General features: G+C 45.5%; 11 protein-coding genes. 7 read left to right on the top strand and 4 right to left on the bottom strand.

The window, feature by feature from the left end; genetic code table 11:
* Positions 1–101: 101 nt before the first annotated feature.
* Positions 102–827 (top strand): hypothetical protein, encoded by a 726-nt coding sequence (locus tag HF312_09070; protein MCU7520352.1) that lies wholly within the window; start codon positions 102–104, stop codon positions 825–827.
* An 18-nt stretch (positions 828–845) separates the two neighbouring features.
* Positions 846–1,529: a hypothetical protein gene (locus tag HF312_09065; GenBank protein ID MCU7520351.1), complete on the top strand. Its 684-nt coding sequence runs from the start codon at positions 846–848 to the stop codon at positions 1,527–1,529.
* Positions 1,530–1,598: 69 nt separating this feature from the next.
* On the opposite strand, the gene HF312_09060 is transcribed toward HF312_09065, so the two are convergent.
* Genes HF312_09060 through HF312_09045 form a run of 4 tightly spaced genes read right to left on the bottom strand, consistent with a single transcriptional unit; the run spans position 1,599 to position 6,082 of the window.
* Positions 1,599–3,962 carry a glycoside hydrolase family 92 protein gene (locus HF312_09060; protein MCU7520350.1) on the bottom strand — a complete coding sequence of 788 codons (2,364 nt, stop codon included), beginning with the start codon at positions 3,960–3,962 and terminating at the stop codon, positions 1,599–1,601.
* A 57-nt stretch (positions 3,963–4,019) separates the two neighbouring features.
* Entirely contained in the window at positions 4,020–4,562 is a 543-nt protein-coding gene (gene yjjX, locus HF312_09055) for an inosine/xanthosine triphosphatase (protein MCU7520349.1), read from the bottom strand.
* Between the two features lie 9 nt (positions 4,563–4,571).
* Positions 4,572–5,129: a GNAT family N-acetyltransferase gene (locus HF312_09050; GenBank protein ID MCU7520348.1), complete on the bottom strand. Its 558-nt coding sequence runs from the start codon at positions 5,127–5,129 to the stop codon at positions 4,572–4,574.
* 44 nt (positions 5,130–5,173) lie between these two features.
* Positions 5,174–6,082, bottom strand: coding sequence for an EamA family transporter (locus HF312_09045; GenBank protein ID MCU7520347.1), 909 nt, complete (start codon positions 6,080–6,082; stop codon positions 5,174–5,176).
* Between the two features lie 320 nt (positions 6,083–6,402).
* Here HF312_09045 and panB point away from each other — a divergent pair, with 320 nt between their 5' ends.
* The 5 genes from panB to HF312_09020 all read left to right on the top strand — a co-directional run bounded on the left by panB (position 6,403) and on the right by HF312_09020 (position 12,505).
* On the top strand, positions 6,403–7,224 hold the full coding sequence (panB, locus tag HF312_09040) for a 3-methyl-2-oxobutanoate hydroxymethyltransferase (protein ID MCU7520346.1): 822 nt from the start codon (positions 6,403–6,405) through the stop codon (positions 7,222–7,224).
* Positions 7,225–7,500: 276 nt separating this feature from the next.
* Complete coding sequence (locus HF312_09035) at positions 7,501–8,718, top strand: alpha/beta hydrolase fold domain-containing protein (GenBank protein MCU7520345.1); 1,218 nt, start codon at positions 7,501–7,503, stop codon at positions 8,716–8,718.
* Between the two features lie 127 nt (positions 8,719–8,845).
* Positions 8,846–9,031, top strand: a complete 186-nt coding sequence (locus tag HF312_09030) for a hypothetical protein (GenBank protein ID MCU7520344.1) — start codon at positions 8,846–8,848, stop codon at positions 9,029–9,031.
* Positions 9,032–9,135: 104 nt separating this feature from the next.
* Complete coding sequence (locus HF312_09025) at positions 9,136–11,877, top strand: glycogen debranching protein (GenBank protein MCU7520343.1); 2,742 nt, start codon at positions 9,136–9,138, stop codon at positions 11,875–11,877.
* A 7-nt stretch (positions 11,878–11,884) separates the two neighbouring features.
* A complete protein-coding gene (locus HF312_09020; protein ID MCU7520342.1) occupies positions 11,885–12,505 on the top strand; it encodes a DedA family protein in 621 nt (206 codons plus the stop codon).
* The last annotated feature ends 89 nt before the right edge of the window (positions 12,506–12,594 follow it).

Raw genomic sequence — 12,594 nt, 5'->3', positions numbered from 1 at the left:
CTTGTGTGGGAAAACTCCCTTTTCCCGTAACGGCGGAAATAGTAATTTTTCCAGAAATTCATTAATATTATAGTGAACTTTTCAAATACAAAGGAAAAAGGATGAGAAGAAAATTTACCATAACGGCATTATTTATTTTCCTGTTCGGCTTAAGCCCTGAAATCCTTCCACAGTCTGCGGGCATCAACTTTATGATGGGGTTTCCGCAGGGGGATTTCAAAAAAAGTATAGACCGCATGGGCTTCGGGGCAGAGGGGTTCTTAACTCTCTGGACTGTAAACCCTTCAATGCCTTTTACGCTCGGCCTGGACGGGAGCTATATGACCTACGGCAGTGAGTCGCGCAATGAACCTTTCAGCACGACCATTCCGGACGTGACGGTAGGCGTGAACAGAACAAATAACATTGTCAACTTTCACCTCCTTTTGCAAATTATGCCTCCGGCCGGGAACGTCAGGCCTTATATTGAAGGGCTCTGGGGAGGCTCCTATCTCTACACACAGACACAGATCAACAGCAGCGGTAACTTTGACAAGGAAGTAGCCAGCTCTACAAACTTTGACGACTGGGCCTGGAGCTATGGCGGAGGAGGGGGGCTGATGATAAAGGTTCATGAAATGGAAAACAATGATGAAGAAACGAACTCTCCCTGGAGGGTTACCGGCATATGGATAGACTTAAAAGCACGCTATATGCTGGGCTCGGAAGCAGAGTACCTGAAGGAAGGGTCGATGAGAATTGAGCAGGGAAAGGTGCTGTTTACTCCATCAAGGTCGAAAACGGACCTTATAACTGCACACCTGGGGGTTACTGTACTGTTCAATTAAAATAAAAGAGGGGGCAATATGTTTATTGGTCATTTTGGTGCAGCCCTGGCTGCAAAAAAACTGGACGATAAGCCGTCGCTCGGCACAATGTTCCTGGCTTCGCAGTTTATTGACCTTTTGTGGCCGATGCTCATGCTAACAGGAATTGAGAAAGTCAAAATTGAGCCGGGTAATTCTGAATTTACTCCGCTAAATTTTATTTATTATCCTTTTTCTCACAGCCTGCTTTTTGTCCTTATATGGGCTCTGCTCTTAGGAGGTGTCTATTATCTTATAAGGAAAAACCTTAAGAGCTCCCTCATATTGGGAACGCTTGTCTTAAGCCACTGGATACTTGATTTGATTTCCCATGTGCCGGATCTTCCTTTGTACCCGGGAAGCAGCATTAAAGTGGGGCTCGGGCTCTGGAACTTTGTTTCCCTTACAGTGCTGGTTGAAGGCGTCATATTTATTGCCGGGGCGGCCCTTTATATTTTTTCAACGAGGGCTGAAAATAAGAAAGGGACGATCGGGCTCTGGAGTCTTCTCATATTTCTTTTAGCCATATATGTAACAAATATGGTAAGTCCGCCGCCTCCATCAGCTGAGGCAGTTGCAGTTGGAAGCCTGATGCAGTGGATTTTTGTTGCATGGGGATACTTTATTGACAGGAACAGGAAGGGTATATCGCTGGGTGAACCGGTTCTGGCAGGAGGACACTAAAAATTCACAGAAATTTGCCCGCCCGCAAAAGATGCCGGGAAATGATCCCCGGCATCTTTGGGGCAAAACTCATTTTGTAATGGAAAAGGGAATGGAGTCTTCAGAAGCCGCCCATTTATTATTTGGCTTTGGGCCCATGTGGAATATGAGGCTTCCGCCATGCATTATGTCTTCATGCATGAAGTAGCTTTTGTTATACGGCCTGCCGTTTAACTCGGCAGACTGAATGTAAATATTCTTACTATTGTAATTTTCTGCCTTTATTGTAAACAATTTCCCATTCTCGAGGGTAATCTTAGCCTCATTTACCGAGGGGCTTCCTATTACATACTCATTTGTCCCGGGGCAGACGGGGTAAAAGCCCATGGCGCTGAAGATGTACCAGGCCGACATCTGTCCGCAGTCGTCGTTTCCGCAAAGGCCGTCAGGAGCGTTGCGGTACATGGAATTCATGATCAGGTGAATCTTCTGCTGCGTCTTCCAGGGCTGAAGCGCCCAGTTGTACATATAGGGAACGTGATGGCTCGGTTCGTTTCCATGCACGTAGTTTCCGATGAGTCCCGAGCGTGAGATATCTTCTGTATTTTCAAAATACTTGTCGTCCAGCTGCATCGTAAAAAGCGAGTCGAGCCTTCTGGCGAGCCTGTCTTTTCCGCCAAGGAGTCCAATAAACCCCTTTATATCCTGCGGCACGTAGAGTGAGTAATTCCAGGCGTTGCCTTCAATGAAGCCCTGCCCGTCAGTGCTTAAAGGATCCATCGGGCTTTTCCAGTTACCCTTGGAATCCTTTGCCCTCATAAAGCCTGTTGAAGTGTCGAATATATTTTTGTAATTCATGGCTCTTTTTGTGAACTCATTTTCTTCTGCCGTTTTATTTACGGCACCGGCAAACCGCGAAATTGTAAAGTCGTCATAAGCATATTCCAGAGTTACAGAAGCCGATTGGCCGAGCTTATCCATAGGCACATAACCAAGCCTCTGGTAGTCCCCAATTCCCTGGAAGGAGCTCTTCCGGGCAGTTCCTATGCAGGCCTCAAGAGCCTTTAATGTATCGAAGCCCCTTATTCCCTTCAGGTACGCATCAGCAATTACAGGCACGCTGTGGTAACCTATCATGCACCAGTTTTCGTTTCCATAGTGCGCCCAGACGGGAAGAAGCTTGTGCACGCTCTGGGAGTAGTGGTCAATCATCGACTGCACCATGCCGCTTGTCCTCTTCTGCTGAATTATTGTAAAGAGGGGATGAAGCGCCCGGTATGTATCCCATAAAGAGAAAGTTGTGTAGTTTGTGTAGCCTTCTGCCTTATGTATGTTGTTATCAAGCCCCCTGTAGTATCCGTCCACGTCGCTGTAGGTTACGGGACTGATATCGGCGTGGTACATCGAGGTGTAGAAACTTGTCATAACGCTGTCTGTGGCCGCAATGGTAATTTTATTTAATTCTTTTTCCCAGCTCCTGCGGGCCTGGCTGCGTACAAAGTCAAAGTCCCATCCGGGAACTTCAGTCACGAGATTCTTAAGGGCGCCTTCAGAACTTACCGATGAAATGGCGAGCTTAACTTTAATCTTCTCATTTTCATTTGTTGAGAAATCAAAATACGCCTTAATATTTTTCCCCGCCATTTCAGGAAAATTTTCACTCTGGTTAAACTTTCTCCAGAAGCCTTTATACAAGGGTTCGGTGCTGTTTTTATAGCCGTAGTTTTTGAACGGTTTGGAGAAAACCATGGCAAAGTAAATGTAGCGCGTCCGGGCCCAGCCTTCAGTAATGCGGTATCCAGTTACAAGTGTGTCGTTTTCAATTCTAATAGAGCTCCAGATCACCTTGCCGTCGTAGTTATAAATGCCGTAATTCATATCGAGTATGATGTGGGCGCTGTCGGATTTGGGGAAGGTGTACTGGTGGAAACCGGTTCTGTTCGAAGCAGTAAGCTCCGCCTTGATGTTATACTTATCCAGTTTGACAGTGTAGTATCCGGGTGAGGCAGCTTCCGTTGTGTGGCTGAAGGTGGAGCGGTAGCCTTCTTCGGGGTGGTCCCAAGTCCCGGGGTTCAGATAGAGTTTACCCGTTGAGGGCATAATAAGGAAGTCGCCAAGATCCGAGTGGCCCGTTCCGCTGAAATGCGTATGGCTGAAGCCCACAATGGTTTTGTCGTTATACTGATAGCCTGCGCAGTAGCGGTAAACCTCAGGGTTATATTTCCCGTCCTTTAAGAACTGGACCGTATCTGTTTCAGGGCTCAGCTGGACCATCCCAAACGGGACACAGGCGCCGGGGAAAGTATGCCCCATCTCCTTTGTACCTATAAACGGATCCACATAATCATAGGGCGTTTTCTTCTTTGCGGACTCTTTGCCATCAGGCCTTGAGAATACATCAGAATGCAGAAAAAGAAAACCGATAAGAAACAACGCATATGCAGCAACTCTCATAACTTCTCCGGTATTTTAGTGAGTTAAGACCAAAGAAAAAAGGGCCGGACAAAGTTTTCAGCCCTGGTTAAAAAAAAGCTCCCTGTGCAGAAAAGGTGCCAGGGCCACGATCATTCCATGCACGTATAGGTCCTTTCTATCCATAACGCCGTTGGTGAAAAATCCTATCGCCCCGTTATGGTACTTCGTATTCATTTTGCCTGTCAGCTCGTCCATTACAATTCCGAGCTCTTTTCCGGCGTGGAGTTCTTCAACCACCACCTGCGGCAGTTCGAAGTGCGGGGAAGTGCCGAACCCCGTTTTCCCATTACCATCCATTACGCACATGACGCCGAAACCGAACCAGCGCGAGAAGTAATTAAGGACGCCTCCTTCAATTCCCACAAAGAAATCGGCGCCGAGGTTTTCACGCCTGTTTATCAGAGTCAGTTCCATGGCCCTGTTCCTGGCACCCGTAAAGGTGTCTTCGCCGAAAGGCTGGTCTGAAACGCCCGAGGCGGTCGCGAAACTTTTAACTTCGACATTTTCAAAATATTTCGAAAAGCTGTCTTTAACAGCGTTTACCTTGACCGGGTTGCCCGATCCGACTAAAACGAGCATATATATCCTTTATTTAGCTTCAGATTTCATTTTATAATATTCTTCCCTTAAAATACCCATGACATAAAAATCTATGTACCTGTTGAAGTGGTACATTGCCTGCCTTAAGGTGCCTTCAATCTTAAAGCCCGCCTTTTCATAAGCCTTAACGCCTTTTGAGTTTTCGCTGCAGACGTGGAGCTGTATTCTATTCAGGTTAAGGATTTCAAAGGCATATTTCACCATTAGTTTAGTAGCCTCTCCTCCAAAGCCTTTCGACCAGAACTGCGGGTCATATATGGCAATGTAGAAGACGGCCGCACGGCTGACGTAGTCAATTCTGACGAATGCCGTCTGCCCTACGGGCTCATCGTCAGTCCGGCTGCAGATGGTAAAGAACATGATCTCTTTACTTGAACTCCAGGAGTTCATCTCCTGCCGCACCTGCTCCTGGGTCATTGGTGCAAAAAGGAATAGGGTTTCCCTTACATCTGTATCGTTTTTCCCAAATTCCACAAGTTCAAGGTCCTTCTCCTGAATGGGCCTTAAATAAATTTTTTCTCCTTCAAGAAACTTAACTGTCCGCATTTTAATTTCCCCGTATATGTATAATTGAATTTAAGTATTATTTTCTAATCTGCCTGCGGCAGCTTTTGTCTTTCTCCGGTTCCTTTTTTTACCAGCAGTACGCCTGCAAAGATTACGGCAGCGGCAACTATTGTGCTGAGGTCGAGTTTTTCACCAAGCACGAGCCAGCCTAAGATAAGCGCAATTACAGGATTTATATAGGAGTAAGTTGAGACAAAGGATACCGGAAGATGTGTAACTGCGTAAATGTATGATGTATATCCTATAAGAGAGCCGAAGCTGACAAGGTACAGGAATGCCATCCAGCCATGAAGCCCGACCGCCATATGATGCTGTTCGCCTGTGATGAGGCCGTAGAGGGTCTGCAGAACTCCTGCCGTGAGCATCTGGAAGGCAGCGCTTGTAAGGGGAGCCACGCTGAGGCGCTTATATTTGGAGTAGAGTGTGCCTAAAGCCCAGAGGAAAACTCCGATTAAGAGGACTATTATTCCTTTCATATAGGCAGGATCTGTAAATGCATCCAGGTCGGTCCCGAAAATAACCCCAACTCCAAGGAGCCCTATTATAAGTCCCAGCAACACATTCAGATTCAGCCTTATTCCATGCGGCATAGCGGCCTCAACGCCCACGATCCAGAAGGGGACAGTCGTTATCAGGAGGGCTGCAAGTCCGCTCGGGACCGTAATTTCACTGACGACGATAAGTCCGTTTCCAAATCCCAAAAGCAGAATTCCCATAACCGAGATATTCAGGAAATCTTTCATACCCGGCATTTGGTAGCCTTTTGCTTTAAGAAAGATAATGAGAATTATCCCTGCCAGGATCCATCTTAAGCCGGCAAAAAGCATGGGGGGCCATTCTTCGACTCCTATTCTGATAGCCAGATAGGTTGTGCCCCAGAGTATGCACACATTTACCCAGGCAAGGTATGCTTTGAAATTTTCTTTACGCATTTAAGAGTTTCAGTATAAATTTTCCAATCACTAAGATAAGCCATATTTGAGCTATCTTCAAGCAAATAGCACCCCTTGGCAGGAAATGTGCAGATGAGACAATAAAATCTGCCAGGCGGGGTGTATTTAACCGCTTTTTATAGTAATTTTCCTGAGCAAAATTTGCAAATAATATATTCCCCCGATTAAGGAGTGTATATTATAAATCTGTCATTTCGCATGCACCTTTTTTTACGGGATAGAGAAAGCTTAAAAAACTTTTTTGGGGTAGCGCGGTTATGGCAGGATAAAATATCATTAATAATTAAAATTTAAGAGTTATGACTGGATATATTAGCAACGATTTACGCAAGGTAACCACGCACAGGCTGATTGAAATGAAGCAGCGCGGTGAAATAATTTCCATGCTGACTGCATACGATTACACAACTGCACTGATATTTGACGGGGCAGGACTTGATGCAATTCTGGTTGGAGACAGCGCCTCGAATGTAATGGCAGGAAACACGACAACAGTGCCTATGAGGCTCGATCAGATGATATATCATGCACAATGCGTTGTACGCGGAGTAAAAAGGGCGCTTGTTATAGTTGATATGCCGTTCGGCACCTATCAGGTAAATGAAACTCTCGCAGTAACAAATGCCATCAGAATTATGCAGGAATGCGGTGCGGATGGTCTGAAGTTAGAAGGCGGGGAAGAAATAGTCCCTATGGTAAAGAAGATCATAGATTCCGGAATTCCTGTAATGGGACACCTGGGACTAACGCCGCAGAGCATAAATAAATTCGGAACTTACGCCGTCCGTGCAAGAGAAGACGCTGAGGCTGAGAAACTTGTCCGTGACGCCCACCTTCTGGAACAGGCAGGCTGTTTTGCACTTGTGCTTGAGAAAATACCCGCAACGCTTGCTGAGCGCGTGGCTTCGGAGTTAAAAATACCTGTTATTGGCATTGGAGCCGGCGGAGCTGTGGACGGACAGGTATTGGTTTATGCCGATATGCTGGGTATGAATAAGGGGTTCAGCCCCCGCTTCTTAAGACGTTATGCGGACCTGCACACAATTATTACGGAGGCAGTAAGCCATTATATTGAAGACGTCAAAAGCAGAAGTTTTCCTAACGACAAGGAGCAGTATTAGTTAATTCTTCTGAAGAGAAAGCTCAAAAGCAGTATGAATGTACAGTTGTTGAGCTTTTTCTTTAGAATCATCGCTTGTTTAGAAGAAAAGATTAGCCGGGAAAAAAACGGAAAAGCAGGATAATACAAGAAATGAGCTTCCAGAGCTCCTGAAAACCCCTTAGACATCAGGATGTGTGGAAAAATTCGTATCTGTATGTTTTACGGGTTTTTCCAAATTGAAAATGAAGCGGATTTTCCTTAAAATTGTCATTAATACAAGTCAGGGGCTACTTTTATGAAGCCATCAACTGGTTTCTTAGTTCATTTAGCTTGTATCTGTATTGTTGTATTCTCTTTCAGTTCCACGCTCCACGCACAGAAGCCAGCCTATGCAAATATTGAGTATGCAAAGGTAGAAGGCGGGAGCCTCAGGCTGGATATCTATCTGCCGAAGCAACCAAAGGGTAAGCTGCCTCTGGTTGTATGGATACACGGAGGGGGATGGAAATACGGAAACAAATCGAGCGCCATTCAGGCTGCACAACTCCTGCTGCCCAAAGGCTATGCTGTAGCCGGAATAAATTACCGGCTGAGCCAGGATTCGGTATTTCCCGCACAGTTAAATGACTGCAAGGCTGCAATCAGGTTTTTAAGGGCGAATGCCAGCCAGTACAACATTGATCCGGAGAGGATCGGCGTCTGGGGCTCCTCGGCAGGAGGGCACCTTTCGGCGCTGCTTGGAACAACCGGCGGCATAATGACTTCAGCCAGCGGCGACATTTCGATGAATATAGAGGGAAACGTGGGAGGCTATTTTGAATACAGCAGCAGGATTCAGGCTGTATGCGACTTCTACGGCCCGACTGATTTTCTTAAAATGGACGGCTATCATCTTCAGCCAAGATCAAATGAGGCGCTTCTTATCGGCGGACCGCTTCGTAAGAATAAAGACAGGTGCATACTGGCTAATCCAATCAGGTATGTCAGCCCTGATGATCCCCCGTTTTTTATAGCTCACGGGACTAATGATCCTGTTGTTCCTTTTAGCCAGAGCGATCTTCTGAATAAGGCCTTGAAGCAGGCGTTTTCCACGAACAGAAAAGAAGTAGTCTTTTATCCCGTAAAAGATGCAATTCACGGCGGAAACGCCTTTAATTCTGACGCGCTTCTAAAAAGAGTGGTGGCATTCTTTGACCGCAACCTTAAAATTCCCGTCCTGGAGACAGATAAGCTGGCCGGATACGAGGATAAGTTTTTCCTTCATCAGAACTACCCGAACCCGTTTAACCCGTTTACCATAATAAACTACAGCCTTGCAAGGCCGGGATTTGTAAACCTCGAGGTCTTTGACTGCAGGGGGCGTTCTGTAATGAGCCTTGTAAACCGCTACGAACTGCCCGGCAGCTACAGCATCAGCTTTAATCCTTCCAAAGGCATAAAAAGCGGCATCTATTACTACCGTCTGACGGCGGGAAAAGATGTAATGACAAGAAAGATGCTTCTCTTTAAGTGACATTCCTTTTCTGATTACCCATAGAACCCAGTCCCCGGTCCTGAATACAAATTGTTGGATTGAAATAGTAAAAGGGAATGGTATATTGAATTTAACAGCTTTAAGTAAGAATAATCGGGAAGATTATATGAGTGCAATGAATATGAACCAGAGCAGGTCGCGCCTGTGGGTGTGGATTACCGTAATAGTTTCGTGCATAATTCTGGTCGCAATAATAATTTACTTTGTCTCTCAGCCGGTAGCCGTAAGAAAGATGCCCGCCACCTCAGGAAATCCCTCGGTAACCGATACGGCAGCAACACGGGGCAAGTGAACCCGCTCAAAAAGGCAGCCTCCAAATTTTTAGTGACTGATTCCACTAATATCACTAAATTGCAGGAAAAAAAATTAAGATCCTGAAATTTCCCGGGGAATTAAATGCGGTTACTCTATAGGCCGTTACTTTCCAGTTTTATCATACTTTTTTTATTTACCTCTGTTCCGGCGCAAAGGCAATTATATAAGTCGGATACGTACAGCGTTTATTCCGACAGGGTGGTGCAGAACGGATTTACTGCACTGGCTAAAACGAGGAATGAACTGATCTCCGATTACAAAAGCAGCTTCAGGAAGAAAACCCAGAGAACAGTTGTAATGAAGTTCAGTATCAACGGCCCGGATAATGAAAGGGCCCCGGGGCAGGATCACCACTTCATTTTAATCCCTGGGGTCCGGAAAGATACGGCCTACTTTTCGTTCGGCAAGCCTGATACAGGAATTACACACGATAAACTTGAAAAAAGGAGTAAGATTGATCCTTTGAACCCTTACCTGGATGAAGACAAGGATCTTGTAATACGCCTGGATATGAGGGAAGTTTTAAGTGACTTTAAGAAAAAAGGATATTTTGAGACATACGACAAGGCAAAGCTTCCGGCTGAAAGCTTTAAGGCAGTTTACGTTGCAGGAGCAAACGAACCTCTCAACTGGAATTTCCCGGCACTTCCGGATCATCCGGAAATGAGCCTGAAGGATCCGGATGGCGACGGGATCTATGAAGTTACAATACATTTTCCAAAAGAATATTCTTCTGAAGAAAAAAGTGCCGTTAAATCGTGGAAGCTTTCAAAGGACATTTCACGATTTCCTTCCTATGAGTCGCCCGACATTTTAATCGACGCACTTTATAACAAGGCAATGGAGGAGATGCTTGAGGACGTAAGAGAAGACGGGGCTTTTATGGCAGGCGCACAGTGGACCGGTGTCTGGACACGCGACATCAGCTACAGCATTCTGCTCTCAATGGCAATTGTTAACCCCGATGCCTCAAAGACGAGCCTTATGGCAAAAGTTAAAAACGGAATTATTATTCAGGATACAGGAACCGGAGGAGCCTGGCCGGTCTCATCGGACAGGATGACATGGGCCCTTGCAGCCTGGGAAGTCTATAAGACTACAGGGGATAAACAGTGGCTTAAAACTTCTTTCGAAATAATAAAGAAGTCTGCCGGGGCCGACCTTGAAAATGTGCTCGACACCTCAACAGGACTTTTTATGGGGGAATCTTCTTTTCTCGACTGGCGCGAGCAGACATATCCAAGGTGGATGGATCCCAAAGATATTTATAAATCGAAAAACCTCGGCACAAATATGGTCCATTACGAGACCTACCGCATCCTTTCTGAAATGGCAAAGCTCCTTGGTGAAGCAACAGAAAAATATGATAGTACTGCTGCAGGAATAAAAGATGGAATAAACAGGTATCTCTGGATGGAGGATAAAGGCTACTACGGGCAGTACCTCTATGGAAGGAACTATTTAAGCCTGTCTCCAAAAAGTGAAGCCCTGGGTGAGGCTTTAAGCGTGATCTTTGATGGCGCAGGCACTCCCCAAAGGCAGAAAAAAATCATTCAGAATGTACCGGTTACACCCTTCGGCCTTCCGTGCATTTATCCGGAAATACCTGACATGCCGCCTTATCATAACAATTCCGTGTGGCCTTTTGTCGAGTCGTTCTGGGCATGGGCCTCGGCCAAAACGGGGAACAATCAGTCAGTCTTAGGCGCAATGGCGTCTGTATACAGGCCTGCGGCACTTTTCCTTACAAACAAGGAAAACCTTGTAGCCCAAACGGGGGACTTCCTGGGGACGGAAATAAATTCCGACCGCCAGCTCTGGAGTCTTTCAGGCAACCTTGCTTTGACCTATAGAGTGATCTATGGGATGCGCTTTACTGCCGATTCACTCGTATTCATGCCTTTTATACCCAAAGAATATGAAGGCCAAAGAACACTCAAAAATCTTAAGTACCGCAGTGCAGCTCTTGAGGTTTCAGTTGAAGGCTATGGCAATAAGATCGCCTCTGTAAGGCTTGACGGAAGGCCTTATTCTGAGGCAGCAATTCCGGCTTCTTTAAGCGGTAGTCATAGACTTGAAATATTCATGAATAACAGTTTGCCTGAAGGTGGGAAAGTAAACATGCAGGATGTAGCCTTTGCGCCTGAGATTCCGGCGGTTAAATATGAAGATACAAAATTAAGCTGGAACAGGACTGGTGGGGCTATCCGGTATGTAGTCTGTAAAAACGGGAGTGAGGCATTTAATACTGATAAGACAGAGTTTGAGGTAAAACCAAACGATCCTTATATGGAATATCAGGTAAAGGCTGTCGACAAAAACGGACTTGAATCATTTCTTAGCGCCCCGGTTACAATTACCATTTCACCTGAAGGGGAAATATATACTTTCCAGGCAGAAGAAAGTCAGGCAGTGGATAATACAGCAGATAGGGAGGGGAGTAAGTACTCAGGCTTTACGGGCACGGGTTATCTGGTGCTGGATAAAAGTAAAAACAGGGAAGTCAGCTTTGAGGTTGATTTGCCTGAAGCCGGACTCTACAGCATAGATTTCAGGTATGCCAATGGAAACGGCCCCATTAATACGGAAAACAAATGTGCCATAAGGACTCTTGTTGTTGACGGCAGGACTATGGGTGCTGTAGTTATGCCGCAGAGGGGGGACAATCTTTGGACTGACTGGGGCTTTACAAACTCACTGAAAGCGGAGTTGTCAAAGGGCAGGCATATTCTGACATTGAAATTCAGCGAATATGATGATAATATGAATGTAGATGTAAACGGTGCACTTTTAGACAGCATGCGCCTCATCTTACTAAAATAAATATTTTATGGAAACCATAAACTACTGGATCCAGCATTACGGGTATGGAGGCATTTACGTGCTCTTAATGCTGGGAATTGTAGGAGTTCCTGTTCCGGATGAAACCCTTCTTGCACTCTCGGGTTTTCTGGCATTTAAGGGGGAGCTTTCACTTATTCCGGTATTCTTCTCAGGTTTTCTAGGAAGTATAACAGGGATCACCATCAGCTACTTTATCGGGCGGGGCTTCGGAAAGGTGTTCTTAGAAAAATACGGGCACTACATACATATAACAAAGGAGCGCCTGGAGAAGGCTCATGTGTGGTTTAAGAAGATAGGGAAGTGGGCACTGTTATTCGGGTATTTCATTCCCGGCGTAAGGCACGTAATATCTCTTCTTGCCGGATCAACAAAAATGAATTATCCGGAATTCGCCCTCTACACTTATGCGGGGGGATTTATCTGGGCCTCCACCTTTATCTCCATTGGATATTTCTTCGGTGAAAAGTGGCAGAAGGTTATGGAAGCCATTCATCGTCATATAATAATTTCTTCAATTGTACTTATTATCGTAATAACAGGCGTTATACTTCTTAGGAATTACTGGCTGAATAAAAAAAGTATTCCTGCAAAAGACCCGGGTCATTAGTCTGTAAATGCCTCATTCTGCAAATGCATCTTTCTGGAAGTGCCCAAAAACTAATTGTAACTTTCGTATGGAATTTTTATTTTCACAGT

This window comes from Ignavibacteria bacterium, assembly GCA_025612375.1.
Taxonomy (GTDB): Bacteria; Bacteroidota; Ignavibacteria; order Ignavibacteriales; family SURF-24; genus JAAXKN01.
Note: the sequence above shows the minus strand (reverse complement) of the source record. Positions and strands in the feature narration are given on the sequence as shown.

Bases quoted from the DNA above. Each gene is read 5' to 3' on its own strand.
- HF312_09070 (MCU7520352.1), top strand. From the start codon at position 102: ATGAGAAGAAAATTTACCATAACGGCATTATTTATTTTCCTGTTCGGC.
- HF312_09065 (MCU7520351.1), top strand. From the start codon at position 846: ATGTTTATTGGTCATTTTGGTGCAGCCCTGGCTGCAAAAAAACTGGAC.
- HF312_09060 (MCU7520350.1), bottom strand. From the start codon at position 3,962: ATGAGAGTTGCTGCATATGCGTTGTTTCTTATCGGTTTTCTTTTTCTG.
- yjjX (MCU7520349.1), bottom strand. From the start codon at position 4,562: ATGCTCGTTTTAGTCGGATCGGGCAACCCGGTCAAGGTAAACGCTGTT.
- HF312_09050 (MCU7520348.1), bottom strand. From the start codon at position 5,129: ATGCGGACAGTTAAGTTTCTTGAAGGAGAAAAAATTTATTTAAGGCCC.
- HF312_09045 (MCU7520347.1), bottom strand. From the start codon at position 6,082: ATGCGTAAAGAAAATTTCAAAGCATACCTTGCCTGGGTAAATGTGTGC.
- panB (MCU7520346.1), top strand. From the start codon at position 6,403: ATGACTGGATATATTAGCAACGATTTACGCAAGGTAACCACGCACAGG.
- HF312_09035 (MCU7520345.1), top strand. From the start codon at position 7,501: ATGAAGCCATCAACTGGTTTCTTAGTTCATTTAGCTTGTATCTGTATT.
- HF312_09030 (MCU7520344.1), top strand. From the start codon at position 8,846: ATGAGTGCAATGAATATGAACCAGAGCAGGTCGCGCCTGTGGGTGTGG.
- HF312_09025 (MCU7520343.1), top strand. From the start codon at position 9,136: ATGCGGTTACTCTATAGGCCGTTACTTTCCAGTTTTATCATACTTTTT.
- HF312_09020 (MCU7520342.1), top strand. From the start codon at position 11,885: ATGGAAACCATAAACTACTGGATCCAGCATTACGGGTATGGAGGCATT.